General features: G+C 39.9%; 16 protein-coding genes. 11 read left to right on the forward strand and 5 right to left on the reverse strand.

Features of this window, described 5'->3' with window-relative positions; genetic code table 11:
- Positions 1-78: 78 nt before the first annotated feature.
- Complete coding sequence (locus tag HMJ38_RS19615) at positions 79-2865, reverse strand: WD40/YVTN/BNR-like repeat-containing protein (RefSeq protein ID WP_194976136.1); 2787 nt, start codon at positions 2863-2865, stop codon at positions 79-81.
- Between the two features lie 237 nt (positions 2866-3102).
- On the opposite strand from HMJ38_RS19615, the gene HMJ38_RS19620 reads away from it, so the two are divergent.
- The 4 genes from HMJ38_RS19620 to cysM are packed head-to-tail and all read left to right on the forward strand — an operon-like array spanning position 3103 to position 5651.
- Positions 3103-3390 (forward strand): FtsB family cell division protein, encoded by a 288-nt coding sequence (locus HMJ38_RS19620; protein WP_194976137.1) that lies wholly within the window; start codon positions 3103-3105, stop codon positions 3388-3390.
- A complete protein-coding gene (locus tag HMJ38_RS19625; RefSeq protein WP_194976138.1) occupies positions 3371-3925 on the forward strand; it encodes a hypothetical protein in 555 nt (184 codons plus the stop codon). The genes HMJ38_RS19620 and HMJ38_RS19625 overlap by 20 nt, the downstream gene beginning before the upstream one ends.
- Positions 3926-3942: 17 nt before the next feature.
- Positions 3943-4776, forward strand: a complete 834-nt coding sequence (locus tag HMJ38_RS19630; protein WP_194976139.1) for a serine O-acetyltransferase — start codon at positions 3943-3945, stop codon at positions 4774-4776.
- Positions 4773-5651, forward strand: a complete 879-nt coding sequence (cysM, locus tag HMJ38_RS19635; protein ID WP_194976140.1) for a cysteine synthase CysM — start codon at positions 4773-4775, stop codon at positions 5649-5651. The genes HMJ38_RS19630 and cysM overlap by 4 nt, the downstream gene beginning before the upstream one ends.
- Before the next feature lie 56 nt (positions 5652-5707).
- On the opposite strand, the gene HMJ38_RS19640 is transcribed toward cysM, so the two are convergent.
- Both HMJ38_RS19640 and HMJ38_RS19645 read right to left on the reverse strand, forming a co-directional pair.
- Complete coding sequence (locus HMJ38_RS19640; RefSeq protein ID WP_194976141.1) at positions 5708-6430, reverse strand: DUF4397 domain-containing protein; 723 nt, start codon at positions 6428-6430, stop codon at positions 5708-5710.
- 99 nt (positions 6431-6529) lie between these two features.
- Positions 6530-7894: a Gfo/Idh/MocA family oxidoreductase gene (locus HMJ38_RS19645; RefSeq protein WP_194976142.1), complete on the reverse strand. Its 1365-nt coding sequence runs from the start codon at positions 7892-7894 to the stop codon at positions 6530-6532.
- A gap of 193 nt (positions 7895-8087) precedes the next feature.
- Between HMJ38_RS19645 and HMJ38_RS19650 the strand changes: the two genes are divergently transcribed.
- Positions 8088-9050, forward strand: a complete 963-nt coding sequence (locus HMJ38_RS19650) for a Kelch repeat-containing protein (RefSeq protein WP_194976143.1) — start codon at positions 8088-8090, stop codon at positions 9048-9050.
- Here HMJ38_RS19650 and HMJ38_RS19655 read toward each other — a convergent pair.
- Both HMJ38_RS19655 and HMJ38_RS19660 read right to left on the reverse strand, forming a co-directional pair.
- Positions 9040-10116: an Ldh family oxidoreductase gene (locus tag HMJ38_RS19655; RefSeq protein WP_194976144.1), complete on the reverse strand. Its 1077-nt coding sequence runs from the start codon at positions 10114-10116 to the stop codon at positions 9040-9042. The genes HMJ38_RS19650 and HMJ38_RS19655 overlap by 11 nt on opposite strands.
- A 44-nt stretch (positions 10117-10160) precedes the next feature.
- Positions 10161-11117 carry a Ppx/GppA phosphatase family protein gene (locus HMJ38_RS19660; RefSeq protein ID WP_194976145.1) on the reverse strand — a complete coding sequence of 319 codons (957 nt, stop codon included), beginning with the start codon at positions 11115-11117 and terminating at the stop codon, positions 10161-10163.
- 167 nt (positions 11118-11284) lie between these two features.
- Here HMJ38_RS19660 and HMJ38_RS19665 point away from each other — a divergent pair, with 167 nt between their 5' ends.
- The 6 genes from HMJ38_RS19665 (at position 11285) to HMJ38_RS19690 (ending at position 17638) form a co-directional block, all read left to right on the forward strand.
- Complete coding sequence (locus HMJ38_RS19665) at positions 11285-12868, forward strand: acyl-CoA carboxylase subunit beta (protein WP_194976146.1); 1584 nt, start codon at positions 11285-11287, stop codon at positions 12866-12868.
- Between the two features lie 43 nt (positions 12869-12911).
- Positions 12912-13979, forward strand: coding sequence for a M42 family metallopeptidase (locus HMJ38_RS19670; RefSeq protein WP_194976147.1), 1068 nt, complete (start codon positions 12912-12914; stop codon positions 13977-13979).
- Between the two features lie 128 nt (positions 13980-14107).
- On the forward strand, positions 14108-14806 hold the full coding sequence (locus tag HMJ38_RS19675) for an ABC transporter substrate-binding protein (protein ID WP_394355077.1): 699 nt from the start codon (positions 14108-14110) through the stop codon (positions 14804-14806).
- 113 nt (positions 14807-14919) lie between these two features.
- On the forward strand, positions 14920-16269 hold the full coding sequence (locus tag HMJ38_RS19680; RefSeq protein ID WP_194976149.1) for a Gfo/Idh/MocA family oxidoreductase: 1350 nt from the start codon (positions 14920-14922) through the stop codon (positions 16267-16269).
- An 8-nt stretch (positions 16270-16277) separates the two neighbouring features.
- Positions 16278-17036, forward strand: coding sequence for a 3-keto-disaccharide hydrolase (locus tag HMJ38_RS19685; protein ID WP_194976150.1), 759 nt, complete (start codon positions 16278-16280; stop codon positions 17034-17036).
- Positions 17033-17638 (forward strand): 3-keto-disaccharide hydrolase, encoded by a 606-nt coding sequence (locus HMJ38_RS19690; RefSeq protein ID WP_194976151.1) that lies wholly within the window; start codon positions 17033-17035, stop codon positions 17636-17638. The genes HMJ38_RS19685 and HMJ38_RS19690 overlap by 4 nt, the downstream gene beginning before the upstream one ends.
- Positions 17639-18102 lie beyond the last annotated feature (464 nt).

Below are 18102 nucleotides of genomic sequence, written 5' to 3' on the forward strand. Positions count from 1 at the left end.
GAAAATAAAATACCTGCAGTTGATGCTGCAGATATTTTATTTATGTGAATATTTTGATTAAGGCTAAAACTTAATCCACTATTTCACTTCAAAGGCAAGTTCATCAATAGCACTATTGCTTTTTACAATTATTTTGTACTTACCTCTTCCCATACTACCATATTCCCAATTGGTATTGTTGACACCTGCTGAGAAATTTTGACTCCATGATTTCATAGATTCATCTTTATCATTCTTGATTTCGAAGTTAACTTCGCCTTGATTTTTTGTGTAGAAAAGAATACCCTGCGTAGGTTTGTTGACCATCCCCTCCGACATTGCAGCTCTCCAAGGATTGTACCGTATCTCAGAAACACTCAAGACCATAACTTCTTTTGAGGTGTTCAGAACCTTGTAAAGCGGTTTTAGATCTACTACAAAAACACTCCGGCCATGTGTAGCAACCACCAATTCATTGGCCTTTTTTTGAATAGCCAGATCATAGATAGCCACATTAGGAATGCTTCCTTGCATCAGTTGATGACTTTTTCCAGCATCAGTTGAAATATACAACCCTTGGTCCGTTCCCATAAAAAGAATTGACGGATTGGTATGGTCTTCTTTAATTATATTTACAGCTTCTAAAGGAAGGTTGGATGCGATTGATGTCCAAGTTTTTCCATAGTCAGCACTTTTATAAACAAAGGGTGTGAATTCGTCAAATCGATAGCCTGTTAGAGTAACATAAACCAATCCTTCCTGATGTTGGGAAGGGGTAATACTACTGATCCAACGATTTTGTGGAAGCCCTTTGCTGATGTCAATCCAGTTGGTGCCATGGTCTCTTGTTACCCAAAAATTTCCATCATCCGAACCTGCATATAGGGTCCCGAATTCAAATGGGGATTCCTCAATCACAGATAGGGTTGCAAAAGGCACATTACCGCTTTTCTGGTTTTTGGTCAAGTCGGATGAAATAGTCTCCCAAGTATCCCCTCTGTCAAGACTTCTATAAACATACTGGGAACCCATATAGAAAACATCCTGGTTGTGTTTACTCAAAATAGCAGGTGTCCTCCAGTTCCACCTGTTCGGAGTTCTTCCTATGTCATGGGATGGTGTTACGGATTTTCTTTCATTGGTTTTCGTGTTTACTCTAAAGTAATTTCCAAATTGAAAACCCGTATAGACTATATCATTGCTCCGTGTATCTACTGCTACAACCATTCCGTCTCCTCCCATTAATGAAGACCATTGGTCTGAAGGTTTATTGGTAGAACTACCATACCAGACGCCATTGTCCTGCATGCCACCATAGATGTTATAGGGAGTTTTCTCATCTACCATTACTGAATAAAACTGGCTGATAGTCAACTGGTCATTCAAATGGCTCCACCTTTCTCCGCTCCCATATGAACTGTAAAGTCCTCCGTCTGTTCCTAAAAGCAGGTGTTTTGAATCATTTGGATTTATCCATAACGACTGATGGTCAGAATGTACATTGCCAACTGTATCAGTCCTGGCAAAGGTTTTCCCACCATCTCTGGATACTAATAAGGGTACTCCTAAAATATACACTTCATCTTCACTTGATGTTCCTACCCTCACTTCACCAAAGTAGTATCCATAAGTATTATATACCCTTTCAAGGTTTGTTTCATTTACTTTTTGCCACGATTTACCCGCATCTTCAGATCGGTAAACTTCTGCACCTCTAACAGCGCTATTGAAAAGAGAAGCATTGGCGTCTTGACCGTCGCCATTGTATTGTGCAATTTGAAGTGGAGTTATTCTCCCTAAACTTATTAATCGTTTAACATTTTTGGCATCATATTTTGTAGCGAATCGGTTACTTCTAAGAAATCTGTTCAATTTGTCATCTTCTAGATTTTGGATATCAGCAGAAGTTAAAGTTTTGAAACTTTCGAAAGTTAAATCACCTTCTGCAGGTCTTTGGGGTTGTCTGGTAGCTTCCCTGCTTTCTGACTTTTGGTTATCATGCAGCGCATAGACCACATTGGGGTTACTAAGGCTAAAATCAAATCCTATTCTGCCTACAAACTCATCTTGAGGAAACCCTTCTGCGACTTTCAACCAAGTATCACCACCATCTTCAGATCTCCAAATACCAGATCCTTTACCATTTCCGATAAAATCATGTGATTGTCTGAAACGCTCCCAAGATGCAGCCAACAATACATCCGGATTAGATGGATGTATTTTGATATCTATGATACCTGTATTGTCATTGATGTAAAGCGTTTTTTTCCATGTTTTGCCACCATCAATGGTTTTGTAAAGACCGCGCTCCTCATTTTTGGAATAAAGGGCACCCATAGAACCTACCCAAACAATATTTGGATTGGTAGGATGGATCTGAATCTGTCCGATATGCTGAGAATGTGGCAATCCCATAAAATCCCAAGTCTCACCTCCATTTATTGACTTATAAATGCCTGAACCGGCATAGGTCGATCTGCTTGAATTATTTTCTCCTGTTCCCACCCAAATGACATTATTGTCTGAAGGGGCAATGGCCATATCTCCAATCCCAAGGGAACCTTGATGGTCAAATATCGGGGTAAATGACTGACCATTGTCCTGAGTCTTCCAAACTCCACCTGATGCGGCTGCAATATAGTAGGTTTTGAAGTCATTGGTTACCTCTATATCCACCACCCTGCCGCTCATATTGGTAGGGCCAACTAATCTTGCTGGGTAGTTTTTGTATGGGGAGTTAGCTAGCATTTCTTGATGCTTTTTGACAGCCTCCTGCATATCTTTGGAAGAACTTGCCTTAATCTGTTGGGCATCCGCTTGTGAGATTTGAAGGCCAAAAGTCAATGCGAATAGCCAGGAACTTATAAAATGTAGTTTTTTATGCATGTGTTTAATTGATTAGTCCAACAATATAAAAAAAGCTATGTTTATTTTATTAGAATTAAGGACAAAGAGAAATCTGAATGGATGATTGGATTTTACTTAACTTTAAAGTGTGGGTGATTTTAAGCGAGAATTTGATATGAATTATACCATATCCCATTTTCAAAAGTTATATAATTCACATTAAATGGAATATTTTATTACCATTTTCTATCTTTGTTTATATCAATCTTTATTGAAATGGGAAAATACCTGAAATACACTAAGAATTTCTATTTCGTTTTCACCCTCTTTTTTGTTGTTTGGATGGTGTTCATAGATTCCAATGACATATTAACGCAATACAAACTCAATTCAAAATTGAAAGAATTGGAAAGACAGAAGGAGTTTTACTTGGAAAGGAAGGACAAAATACAAGCAGATAGAGAGGAATTGATGAGTAATAATGAACTCTTGGAAAAGTTTGCTCGTGAAAGGTATTTGATGAAGCGGAAAACTGAAGATTTGTATGTTGTCATTGAAGACTAGAATATTATTACCGTTATTGATTTTGATTCTTTTTTTTGTTGCTGTTTCCGCAAAAGCCCAAAGGTACATCGACGAGGAAATGCGGCCGCCCTTAAAAGACAGGATGTATTTTGGTGGAAATTTTGCCATGTCATTTGGAACCATCACTTTCATTGATGTTTCACCTTTAGCAGGTGTTATGGTTACCAATCGATTTTCTACGGGAGTCGGAGCTACCTATCAATATTTTAATGATAGAAGATTTATTGGTGGAAATAACAGTGTATACGGCGGAAGAATTTTCTCCCGTTACAATATTTTCCCAAATGTTTTTGCCCATGCAGAATATGAAAGATTAAATCTGGATCTGTACAATCGGATAACAGATAGATTTGAACGAGGCTGGGTTCCGGGTTTATTGGTAGGAGGTGGTTATTTTACGCCATTTGGTGAGAGAGGAGGGGCTAATTTTACAATTCTCTATAATCTGATGCATGACAACATTCGTTCTCCTTATAATTCGCCATTGATTATCCGTTTTGGCTTTATGCTTTAATAACTACTTCAAAAAATATGTCCACTTTCGCCAAGAAACTCAATAAATCCCACAAGGCATGTCCGGAATGTCCGTCGCCCAAAATGGTGCATACATTTTTTGAAAACATTCTAGGATTGCTCTTTCCTGATTTTGCACTGGAGTTACTGAAGGAGGAAGATCAGATAGTAGAAAAAATTGAAGAACTCAAGCATAAACTTTCCAGAATCCTTATCCGAAATAAACATCTTTATTCGGGTGATGGGGTTGAGATTGCCAATACTTTTTTTGATGGCCTTGAAAGAGTATATGATTTATTGCATCAGGATGTTCAGGCTATTTTTGATGGTGATCCAGCTGCTAAGTCAAAAACAGAAATCATCAGATGCTATCCCGGTTTTTATGCAGTAGCTGCTTATAGGATTGCCCATGCCCTTCATGCCCTTGGTGTAACCCTAATACCACGAATGATCACTGAATATTCCCATAGCAGAACCGGAGTGGATATTCATCCCGGAGCAATTATTGGAGAGAGATTTTGTATTGACCATGCTACAGGAATTGTCATCGGAGAAACTACAGTAATAGGCGATTGTGTAAAAATCTATCAAGGTGTCACTTTAGGTGCTTTGAGTGTAGATAAGGAAGATGCTGATAAAAAACGTCATCCAACGATTGAAGATTATGTAGTCATTTATGCTGGAGCCACTATTTTAGGAGGAGATACAGTGATCGGGCACCATTCTATCATTGGTGGAAATGTTTGGATTACCAAAAGTGTTCCTCCAAATAGCAAGATTTATTATCAGGCCAAGATGTACAATCCAAGTTCCGATGAAACGGATACTTATATTATAAAAAGTGAAGGATGAAACTTGTTGATTTGATAGGAAATACACCTTTAGTGGAACTCAAGCATATCCCGATCAATCCACAGGTCAAGATTTTTTGTAAACTGGAAGGACAAAATCCCGGGGGTTCGGTAAAAGACAGGGCAGCCTACAATATGATCAAAAGTGCCTTGAATAGAGGAGATATTAAACCTGGAGATAAATTGGTAGAAGCGACCAGTGGTAATACAGGAATTGCATTGGCTATGGTTGCCAATGTCCTTGGTCTAAACATGACTTTGATAATGCCGGACAATTCCACCAAAGAAAGGGTATTGTCAATGGAAGCTTATGGGGCAAAGGTAATATTGACTCCTGCGGAAAAAACCATTGAATATTCAAGGACACTTGCACAAGAAATGAAGGAAAATAAAGGATATTTCATGTTGGATCAGTTTGCCAATGTAGATAACTATATGGCCCATTATTACAGCACTGGTCCTGAAATTTGGCGTGATACGAGTGGGGAAGTTACACATTTTGTGTCTGCTATGGGCACTACAGGTACTATCATGGGAGTCTCGAAATATTTGAAAGAAAGAAATGAATCAGTTCAGATTGTTGGAACTCAACCTACTGACGGATCAAGCATTCCTGGTATCAGAAGGTGGTCCCCTGAATTTTTACCTAAAATTTTTGACCCCTCAAGGGTTGACCAAGTGATAGATGTCAGTCAGGATGATGCTACCAAAATGACCCGTAGAATGGCTAAAGAAGAAGGTATTCTTGCTGGAATGAGTAGTGGAGGGGCATTGTATGCTGCCCTAAAGCTATCTGAAAAGCTTGAATCTGGTCTGATTGTATGTATTACTTGCGATAGGGGAGATAGGTATCTGAGTTCAGACCTTTTTGGATAAAAAAAATCCCAGAGGATCACTCCCCCGGGGAAACCACAAAAAACGAGATGATATTTTTATTGTCTGATGTAGTTGGTCAGCAGTTGAAGGCTAAGGTTATTGGTTCCATTGGCTGGATTTGAAAAACCTCTCACCACCAAGGTATATACCCGATTGCCCCTGATTTCAATTTCACTGACTGTCAATAGTGTTTCTCCTGATGCTTTTGATTTCAAAGTAACTTTTATTGTACCTTTTTCCATGCTCTCAAAATCAGTGATCTCTAAATACTCATTTTTTTCACCGAACGGCAATAATTCTTCATTGATCTGGACTATAATGTCTTCGGTATCTGGGGATAGATGTGCCAACCTTATCTGAGCATTCTCACTGTCAGGCTCTTCCCAAATATCCTCAACTTTTATAGCATCAATCTCTGCCACTTTATTCACCAAAAACATAGAATAGACCTTGTCTTGTGCCAAAGTGAATTCAGTTTCCAAAATACTATTGACCGCATTGTGAGGGTTGAATTTTAGTTTTCTGTCACCTATATAGAAAGGGCTATATGGGAAAGAAGTACTGTATTCCAGTGGATTGCTGTTGATTCTGGCTGCTTCGGTGTAAATGTCCAAGCTAGGTGCATCCGGTGAAGCGTGATAAATGGAAAGAAACGCTGATGGCGGAATAGGCTGACCTTCATCATCGTCAAAGCAAGCCGTTATTAGTAATAATGAAGAAATGGAAAGGATTATACCTAATGCCTTTACCCAATTCAATTTAATTTTTCTGATATTCATAAATAGTTGGTTTAGTTTATTCAATTGTCTAGACGCAACTATTTTCAAAAACGCTACAAGAAATCAAAAAAATCCCCGAAAATTTTCCGGGTTATAAATTCAGACATTGTCAGGTTCAGGATGCTGGTACGGCGTTCGATATGGTCTTCGTAGCTTTTGGGTAGCTTCCGGGTCATCGACTACAATCATTTTCTCAGGATCATAGACCAAAGGTCTCCCCAATTCCATAGACATGTTTGCCAAAATGCAAGATGCTGAAGAAATATGTCCTTCAAGTACATCAGCAACTGGAAGCTCACCGGATTCCATAGAATCGAGGAGATTTTGGAATTGTCCTCTTGTGGCTGAAGCTGCATGAAGTTCAATTCGTGATTCAGTCAGATCTTCCGGATATTTTTCTCTTTCATACAAAACATCAAATTCAATCTTTTCCCCTTTTGGATATGGGAAATATTCAGCTTTCATCGTACTGCCTGCCAATACACCATTCTCCCCATAAATTTTGAAAGCCCAGGGATATTCTGGATCAACCGGGTTTCCCCATGTCCGATGTTGCCAGACTACGTTCAATTCATCAAACTCATAAATGGCGGTTTGCGTGTCAGCAATATTAGCTTTACTTTCTTTTTGAACATAAATCCCGCCTGTTGCCGTTATTTTTTTTGGCCAGCCCAAGCCTAAAATCCATCTTACTGTATCTAACATATGGACGCACATGTCACCGGGGATTCCGTTTCCATATTGCATAAAGGACCTCCATCGGCCATGAAGTATGCCATCGTATTCACGGTAAGGTGCAGGGCCTGTCCACATGTCATAATCTATATGTGATGGTACAGGTTCGGTTGGAGGATTGGCATTCAAACGCATGTGGTAATAACAGCAAACTTCCGCATGTGAAACCTTACCAATTTTACCACTGTCAATTATTTCATTTTTTGCTTTTATAATGTGCGGCGTACTCCTTCGCTGTACCCCAACTTGGACCATTTTATTGTACTTTCTGGCTGCGGCAACTATCGCTTCCCCTTCAATCACATCTACAGAAATAGGTTTTTGCAAGTACAAATGTGAACCAGCTTTTAGCGCAGCTATTGCCTGCAAGGCATGCCAATGATCAGGAGTGCCGATAACAGTAATATCCAGTTTATGATTTTTAAGTAGTTCCCGGTAATCTTTATAGAGCTTTGGTACTTTCCCGGATTTTTGCCTCTTGGCTACGAGGTCTCCTGCTTCTTTGAGCATGTTGCTGTCAACATCGCACAAAGCGACAACATCAACATTTGCAATCTGAATCAACCTGAAAAGGTCACTTTTTCCATACCACCCAGATCCTATGAGTGCAACTTTTAATGGCTCTTCATTGTCAATAAAATCCATACTCATCATGCCCATACTGGCCAAAGCCAATGCGGCACTGCTGCCTTTTAAAAACTGACGGCGGTTGAAATTTTGGGTCTTCATAGAAAGGGAAAGATTAGGTTTGCTTTAATTAATCCCTCAATTTACAAAAAGGTCAAACCTGAACAAATTTCATTTGACCAATGGTAGGTTATATTTCGGGGCTGATTTTTAAAACAATCATTCGGCTGATATTACTGCTTTGCAGCCAAAAATGAATAAATTGATAATTGTTTCCACCTTACACCTCAACCTTATGAAAAAGTTACTCACTATTATACCTGCACTTTTGGTAAGCTTTAGCATGCTCGGTCAGGCATGGTCTACCTTAAACCCTAAGAATTCCTGTACAGAAAGACATGAATGTGCCACTGCGGCATTTGGTGATAGATTGTATCTTTTGGGTGGCAGGGGTATGAAACCTGTGGAGGTGTATGACCCGAATTCCAATACATGGGAGAAAAAATCAATGGCGCCGTTGGAAATGCACCATTTTCAAGCAGTTCCCTATGGGGATAAAATTTATGTAATCGGTGCATTTACAGGGGGGTATCCTCACGAAACCCCGGTTTCGCATGTTTATATATATGAACCATCTTCCGACAAATGGACCAAAGGGCATGAAATCCCGGAGAATAGAAGAAGAGGCTCAGCAGGTGTAGTTGTCCATCAAGACAAGTTTTACATTGTTGGTGGAATTGAGGATGGCCATTGGGCGGATAACAGGGATTATCTGGATGAATATGATCCCAAAACTGGAAAATGGACAACTCTACCGGATATGCCAAGGGTCAGGGATCATTTTCAGGCTGTGGTTGTTGATGGCAAATTATATGCTGTCGGGGGCAGAAAGTCGTTTGCTAAAGAAGGATATGGGTTTGAGTTGACTTATGGAGAAGTAGATGTGTATGATTTTAAAGATAATAAGTGGGAGACACTATCAGAGGATCAAAACCTTCCTACCCAAAGGGCCGGTAATTCCACTGTAAATTATAAAAAAGGTTTTATTGTAGTGGGAGGGGAAAGTTCCAATCAGGTGCCTGCACACAATGAAGTTGAGTATTTTGAGCATGGTAAAGGTTGGTCAATGCTCAACAGACTGGAAAGGGGAAGGCATGGTATGCAGGTGGTTCCCATTGCTGGGAAATATTATGTTGCCGCAGGATGTGGTGACCGGGGAGGTAGTCCCGAACTTACCAGTATTGAGGTTATGAAATGAATTTCACACCTAATTTTTCTCCCAAGGACTTCAAATCATCAACAACAGGCTTGATAATAGGGATGCCGTCTTTTTTTCGAGCAGTTTCTAATTCTCTTTCCGGATCTCCTGGAATCAAAACTTTCTCCTGACCTTCTACGGGCTTCGCATTTCTGAACCTTCCGATCCAATTATCCATATTAGATTTGAACTCATCTGCCGGTCTAAAGGCATCAACCCGCATGGCACCTAAAAAATGGCCGATCCCTTCCCCAACAGGATTGGGGTCTGGTTCCAAAAATGCCACAAAAGGTGGGACCCAAGGCCCATAATTCGCCCCGGATAATACAGCAGAAAAAATATCTACAATGGCACCCAAAGCATAACCTTTATGAGAACCATGCTCTCTGTCCCCTCCAAGCGGTAATAATGCGCCTCCTTTTTTGACTCCGTTGGCATCGGTGGTCTGATTGCCGTCTTTGTCCTGTACCCAGCCCAGAGGGGCATCCAGTTCTTTTCTTTGTAAGATTTCTAATTTACCATTGGCGGCCGTGGTAGTGGCCATATCAGCTATAAAAGGAGGTTGTTTATTCGCCGGGATCGCCACTGAAATTGGATTTGTTCCCAACATTCTTTCTTTCGAAAAAGTCGGACTTACCAGTGGGCTGGCGTTGGTCAGGGAAATTCCGATCATGTCATGTTCCAATGCCATCATCGCATGATAGCCTGCAATACCATAATGATTGGAGTTTTTTACCGAAACCCATCCGGTACCTGCGATTTTTGCTTTATTGATGGCTACTTGCATGGCAAACGGAGCAACTACGAGACCTAATCCACCATCACCATCAACTACAGCTGTGCTTGGGGTTTCATAGACAACTTTGATGTTGGGCTTTGCATTGATCCTTCCCTTTTCCCAAAGTCTGACATAGCCCGAAAGCCTTGCGACTCCGTGAGAATCTACACCCCTGAGGTCAGCAGAAAGTAAAACATCTGTGGCTAAAGAAGCATCTTTTTCAGGACAACCCATCTTGAGAAATATGCTTTTGGTGAAATTAAACAGATCGGAATATTGGAATACCATACATCAATAATTCATGTAATGATTTCATTAAAATGGAGAATCCATTATTGACTGACAACAGTTGCCATTGAATGCTTGTTCATTAACTGCGCAATAGCTCCTTCTTTTAATGCGAAATTGGAACAAACCAAAATAGAAACCGGAACCAGCTTCAAAATATATGTTATCAAGCAGGAAGCTACTACAATCATATCCACCCGCATAGGAATCATTCCCTGAATATTAAGACGTTCTTCTTTGTTGAGTGTCAAAAGCTTTTCTGCGATTATTTCAAATTCTGCTCTTGGAAGGTGAAAAACCTGCTGGTTTTTTGATTTTATTTGCTGAAGAGAAGCGAAATACATGTCTGTTAATGTATCGAAAGTTCCAGAGGCACCAACAAGACCTTTTGGGTTGAACTTCAGAATAGCTTCTTCCAAGTCAAATAATTTTTCTTTAAGGTAAAAAGTAAGGTTTTCAACTTCTTCCGGAAGTATTGGATCGTGATAATGGAATAAATCAAGCAATCTCTGTCCCCCTATTTCAAAGCTTTGTCTCCAGAAAGCTTCAACTGAGTTGCCAATAATAAATTCAACAGATCCGCCACCTATGTCCATCATCAGATAGGTCTCCCCATTTAAAGAACCACTGAATCTAATACCTTCATAGATCATCTGTGCTTCTTGTATACCGTCTATGACATTGACTTCGATTTGAAAAAGTTCTTTTATTTGTTTTACAAACTCACTTCCATTTTGGGCATTCCGTACAGCACTGGTGGCAAAAGCAAAAATATTCTGGATCCCTTCCCCATCAATCATACTTCTAAAGTGTTTCAAAGTATGAAATGCTCTTTTGACTGCATCAGGATGGATATTATTTTGACTAATCCCTCCCTGCCCGATTTTTACAGGAATTTTTTCTTTATAAATAGTATTGTATTTATCCCCATACAGTTCAACCAACAACAAATGGAATGTGTTGGTACCCATGTCTATTATCGCTGCCTTAGTCGGATTCATCCCGCCTTAATTTTGGTTGTGCGAATATAGAAAGTTTATCTTAAAACCATTGTTTGGACAAATTATTATGTTTTGAAATTGATCGCACTTAGGTTGGTCAAGAATTATTTTCTCCCTTTATTGTCCTTACTTATATTTGATAGGATTAAACCTAAAAGCTAATGGAAATGGAAAGTGAAATTAAAGGTGTTTATACACTTCCAAGTAATAAAGACAAATTTGAATTGTTGAAGAAAAAAAATGAAGAAGCATTGCTTGGTGGAGGGGAAAAAAGGATTGAAGGGCAGCATAAAAAAGGAAAATTAACCGCAAGGGAAAGAATCCATTTGCTTCTAGATGAAGGCTCATTTCAGGAAATAGACAAATTTGTCATGCACAGGGCCAAGGATTTTGGACTTGACAAAGAGCATTACCTTGGTGATGGTGTAGTTACCGGTTATGGGGAAATCAATGGGCGGTTGGTCTATGTGTATTCCCAGGATTTCACAGTTTTTGGCGGTTCTCTTTCGGAAACCCATGCAGAAAAAATCTGCAAAATCATGGATATGGCCATGAAAAATGGTGCGCCGGTAATAGGCTTGAATGATTCAGGTGGTGCCAGGATTCAAGAAGGGGTGGTTTCTTTGGGGGGGTATGCAGATATATTTTATAGAAACACTTTAGCATCAGGGGTAATCCCTCAGATTTCTGCCATCATGGGGCCATGCGCAGGAGGAGCTGTTTATTCACCTGCCATAACTGATTTTATATTGATGGTTGAAAACACCTCATATATGTTTGTGACAGGTCCGAATGTGGTTAAAACTGTGACTCAGGAAAATGTCACTGCAGAAGAGTTGGGCGGCGCTAGTACCCATAGTACTAAAAGTGGAGTGACACATTTTGCCTGTGCCAATGAATTGGCCTGTATCCAACATATCAAAAAGTTACTCAGCTATATGCCTCAAAACTGTGAGGATACGGCTCCTGTTTATGCTTATGAGTTAAAAGAGGATGAGGCAAGGCAAGTTTTGGATACTATTATTCCTGACAATCCAAACCATCCCTATGATATCCGTGATGTGGTTGAAGGGATATGTGATGAAGGGTCATTTTTGGAAGTTCATAAAAATTATGCAGAAAATATTGTTGTTGGTTTCGCAAGGTTAGCGGGTCGAAGTATTGGGATTGTGGGTAATCAACCACAATCTCTGGCTGGCGTTTTGGATAATCATGCTTCTATAAAAGCAGCAAGGTTTGTAAGATTTTGTGATTCATTTAATGTACCACTTTTGGTTTTGGTAGATGTTCCCGGATTTTTGCCAGGTACAGATCAGGAATGGAATGGGATTATTACCAACGGCGCCAAATTATTGTATGCATTTTCTGAGGCTACTGTCCCAAGAATTACCGTTATAACCAGAAAAGCTTACGGAGGCGCATACGATGTGATGAATTCGAAGCACATCGGTGCAGACCTGAATTTTGCATGGCCCACAGCTGAAATCGCGGTAATGGGGGCTAAAGGTGCATCGGAAATTATCTTTAAAAGAGAAATTGCGGAATCAGAAGACCCTGAAGGGAAATTGCAAGAAAAGATAGATGATTATACCGCAAAATTCGCCAATCCCTACCGTGCAGCCCATAGGGGCTTTATCGATGAGGTCATCATACCTTCTGAAACCAGAGAGAAATTAATAAGAGGCTATAAAATGCTAGAAAATAAAGTAGATAAACTCCCAAGGAAGAAGCATGGGAATATTCCGCTGTAGTAAAATTGTTAATTAACTAATCACTAATCCACCCATCACCATTATGACTCCATCCAATAACTTTCTCTACAAATACCTCAACAATGCCTCACCAACTGGCTTTGAAGCTTCAGGGCAAAAAATATGGTTGGAATATATCAAGCCTTTTGTGGACACATACTTCACCGACAATTACGGAACTGTAGTAGGGGTAATCAATCCTGATGCAGCGTTTAAGGTTGTGATTGAAGCACATGCCGACGAAATCAGTTGGTTTGTCAACTTTATCAATGCTGATGGATACATCTATGTCCGTCGCAACGGTGGTTCAGACCACATGATTGCCCCTTCGATGCGCGTGAATATCCATACTGATGATGCTGTGATTCCTGGAGTTTTTGGTTGGCCTGCTATCCATACAAGGAAGGAAGGAAAAGAAGAAGCTCCCACTTTGGATAATATCTTCATCGATGTAGGTGCAAGAACAAAAGAAGAAGTGGAAAAAATGGGAATCCATGTCGGCTGCGTGATCACCTTTAAAGATGAATTACATGAATTGAATGAAAAATTCTATTCGGGAAGAGCACTTGACAATCGGATAGGCGGCTACATGATTGCCCAAGTGGCCAAAAAAATTCATGATTCCAAAGTTAAACTACCTTTCGGACTTTATATTGTCAATGCGGTACAGGAGGAGATTGGACTCAGAGGAGCGGAAATGATTGCCGCAAAAATAAAACCGCATGTCGCTATCATTACAGATGTGTGCCATGACACCACAGCACCCATGTACAATAAGGTAACAAGTGGAGAACAGATTGCAGGCAAAGGGCCGGTCTTGACTTACGGTGCAGCAGTTCACAAAAAATTACTCGATCTGATCATTGGCACCGCCAAGAAAAATGACATTCCATTCCAAAGGGCCGCTGCGTCGAGAAGTACAGGAACGGATACGGATGCTTTTGCTTATTCCAATGAAGGGGTACCTTCGGCTTTGATTTCCCTTCCATTGAAATACATGCACACGACCGTAGAAACAGCAAGCAAAGAAGACATCGAAAATGTCATTTTGCTGATGTATCAGTTTTTGTGTGAATTGGATCTTAAGTATGATTTTAGGTATATAAAATAAGTCCATAGACTTCAGTCCACATTGGGCGACCTGTGTGGACTCTTTCCCATGGACGGTTGCCTATGAATTTTAAAGATCAACTTCAGCGAACAATTTTTCTTCCCTTTCCCCCAAAAAGGATTGTATCTTTGGTTCCATCGCAGACGGAGCTTTTGGTGGATTTGGGTTTAAAGCATAGTTTGGTCGGTGTGACCAAGTTTTGTGTCCATCCCAAGGGGCTAAAAAAAGAGAAGACAATTATAGGAGGCACAAAAAGCTTTCATTTTGATAAGATAGATTCGCTGAAGCCAGATTTGATCATTGGGAATAAGGAAGAAAACTACAAGGAAGGGATAGATAAATTGTCTGAAAAATATCCGGTATGGATGAGTGATATTTATACCTTGGAAGACGCCTTTCAGATGATGCTTGGAATAGGGCAGGTTACCGGTACAATGAAAAAGGCCGAAGTTTTGGTACAAAAGATCAGAAGCGGTTTGGATTTTGTACCCAAAAGAAAAGCAACTGCAGTTTACCTGATTTGGTATGACCCTTTGATGGCTGCCGGTAAAAACACCTTTATTGAAGAAATGCTATTAAGAGCGGGTTTTGTCAATATGATGGCAAAAGACCGCTACCCCGAGTTTTCCCTAGCGGAACTCAAGGCTTTGGCACCTGAATATTTGTTGTTGAGTTCCGAACCTTATCCATTCAAGCAAAAGCACTTAAATGAGTTTGCTTCACTTATGCCTCAGTCCAAGATCCTTTTGGTAGATGGGGAAATGTTTTCATGGTATGGCAGTAGATTGTTATTATTTAAAAGGTATTTAGACTTTTTTGACCAGTGATTTTTTATCCATACAAAATCCACCGTTTGTAAAATTATCAAACATACTAAAGAACTTTTTTAAATTTTTTAATTAACTTTTCTGCTCCTTAAATTAACAACATCCCCAAAATCATGAAGCAACAAAGAAGGAACTTCCTTAAAAAACTGGGAGCAACAGGAGCAGTTGCTGCTCTGAGTCCAATAGTTTTTACCAATGAATCCATTGCAAAAGAATTTCTTGACAGACCCCAGATTTTTGATAGTGAGAATAATTCGACACTGCGCCTTGCCCTCATCGGTGCAGGAATTATGGGGACTGAAGATACTAATACGGCCTTAAGGCATCCCAATGTGGAACTGGTTGCCGTCTGTGATTTGTATCAGGGAAGATTAGAATCTGCCAGGCAAAAATGGGGGGATCATCTTTTTGTAACCCAAGACCATAAAGAAATTCTGAAACGAAAGGATGTGGATGCGGTGATTATTGCCACTCCCGACCATTGGCATAAGCAAATCAGCATAGATGCTATGAATGCAGGTAAACACGTTTACTGCGAAAAGCCCATGATCCATTCGGTTAAAGAAGGTATGGATGTAATCAATGCCTGGAAAAAATCCAATAAGGTAATGGTGGTGGGCAGTCAAGGTGTGTCCTCATTGGGAAATGAAAAAGCCAAGGAGCTATTGGCAGCAGGTGTCATTGGTGATCTGGTATATGCTGAAGGTTTTTGGGCCAGAATGTCTCCTGAAGGAGCATGGCAATATAACGTGCCCAAAGACGGCAATGAGCAAACGGTGGATTGGAAAAGGTATATATCCAATACCAAAAGTAGGGATTGGGATCCATTGCGGTTTTTCAGGTGGAGAAACTATCTTGATTATGGGACAGGGATGTCAGGTGATCTTTTTGTACACCTTTTTTCAAGTTTACATTTTATTACAGATTCCTATGGCCCAAATAAAGTATCTGCAATGGGAGGCTTGAGGTATTGGAAAGACGGTAGAGAAGTACCGGATGTGTTGTTGGGTACATTTGATTATCCTGAAACAGACCAACATGCTGGATTTAATTTGTCTCTCCGGTGTAATTTCGTAGATGGAACAAGTGGGACCACTTATCTAAGGATAGTGGGTACCAAAGGCTCAATGGATGTGAAATGGGAAGAGGTGGTTGTGAAAATGAATTCCACCGCCATGAGTGATGATCCTTTTTTACAGGAACAAGCCAGGCTGAGAGGGGAAACAGAAACAAGAGCTAAGATATTGCCGCCACGAGAACAGGTTTATACAGCTGAAAGGTCGTGGAAAGGGGCCCATTATGACCATTTTGGAAATTGGTTTCATGCCATTAGAACTGGAGGAACAGTTGCTGAGGATCCTGTTTTTGGTTTTAGGGCTTCAGCCCCGGCTTTATTATGTAACGACAGTTATTTTCAGAACAAATTCATCAATTGGGATCCTGTAAATATGAAATTAATATAACCTAGAAAATGAAAAATAAGATAATTGGATTGATAGTTATGACATGGTTCTTCAATGCGTGTAGCAGTGAAAAGAATGAAACAACCACAGATGAAGAGGTAGAAGTAGTGGTAGTTGCTGATAATACCTTGACTGAAGAAGAAAAATCAGTTGGCTGGATGCTTCTTTTTGATGGTGTCGATCCTGATGGATGGAGAGCATTTAATGGAGAAGAATTCCCTGAAGGTTGGATTGTAGAGGATGGTTCTCTTAAGGCATTAGGATTAGGGGGAGATATAGGAGGTGATATCGTCTTTGCACCATTGGATTTTGAAGAGTTTGAAATGGAATTCACTTGGAAAATTGGTTCAGGTGGGAATAGTGGTGTTTTTTATCACGTGGTTGAAGACCCTAAATATGCCGCTCCTTATGAAACAGGACCGGAATATCAGGTTATAGATCAATTGGGATTTGAGCATCCTTTGGAAGATTGGCAGTCTTTGGCATCTGATTATGCAATGTATCCGGGTGATATTGAAGGCGTGGTCAAAGCTGCGGGCGAATGGAATGTGTCAAGGATTGTATTTTCCCAAAATGGAGCCAGTTATTGGTTAAACGGCAAAAAGACCTTGGAATTCATTCCTTATTCTGAGGATTGGACAGAAAGAAGAAACAGTGGTAAATGGGATGATTTCCCTGATTATGCCAAATCAAAAAGAGGATTGATTTCTTTACAGGACCATGGCAGTGAAGCTTGGTTTAAAAACATAAAAATAAGACCCCTATGAAAAAAATAAATATTGTCGCCTTGTCGGCGGCTATTGTATTATTAGCTTTTGCCTTTCAGGGCAAAAAGGAGATATCTTTATTCAATGGTAAAGATCTTTCTGGATGGATTATTTATGGTACTGAAAAATGGTATGTTGAAGATGGTCTATTAATTTCTGAAAGTGGACCTGACAAGGAATATGGTTACTTAGGTACCAAGAAAGCTTATAAAGATTTTGAATTGAATCTTGAATTCAAGCAAGAGGCAGATGGTAACAGTGGTGTTTTTATTAGGTCTACAGTAGATGGTACAAAAGTTTCAGGTTGGCAGGTTGAGGTAGCTCCTCCTGGCCATGATACAGGCGGCATCTATGAATCATATGGCAGGGGTTGGTTGATTAAACCTGATAAAGAAAAAGACAGTGTCTTAAAATATGGTGATTGGAATAAGATGAGAATTGTGGTGAATGGGGATAGAGTTGTATCTTATCTTAATGGAGTTGAAATGGTGGATTTTTCTGATGAGAAAATCGGAAAAGGAAAAGGTGGCATTTTGCTTCAGATTCATGATGGCGGAGGAATTAAGGTGTATTGGCGAAATATCACATTGGTTCCTTTTTAGATTATTATCCGAGATAAAGGAAAAGAATGCCACCCGTTTTAAGCTCGGGTGGCATTTTTTAATTTTGTAGGGTTGGTTATCAGTGACATAAATCATATAGGGAAATTTATTTTTGATAGTTCTTTGTCTTTTAAAAAAGGCTTGGCATCTTTGCAATCCCAAAAGGGGGATAGATCATAAAGTGTTACAAGGGATTTTATTTTTTTAAGATAATTTCTTCTTTTGTAGAAATTATTTCTTACCTTTGCACTCCTGTTTTACGGGTAGAAAAGAATAATATAACGGCGCGAGTCGACGATGACCGGGAAAGCCCGGTCAAAAGTTCATTGAAATGTTGAAGACGAAACGAATGAGAATCCGGTCGGAGCTTTAGGGTGAAGGCCGGAGGATAAAGAATGGAACAAGAACGGGGCAGGAAACAAGCCTTCTTAAATGAAGGCACAACAAACTATACAATGGAGAGT

Origin of the sequence: Aquiflexum lacus (genome assembly GCF_015476655.1) — a bacterium.
In the GTDB taxonomy this organism is placed as follows: Bacteria; Bacteroidota; Bacteroidia; order Cytophagales; family Cyclobacteriaceae; genus Aquiflexum; species Aquiflexum lacus.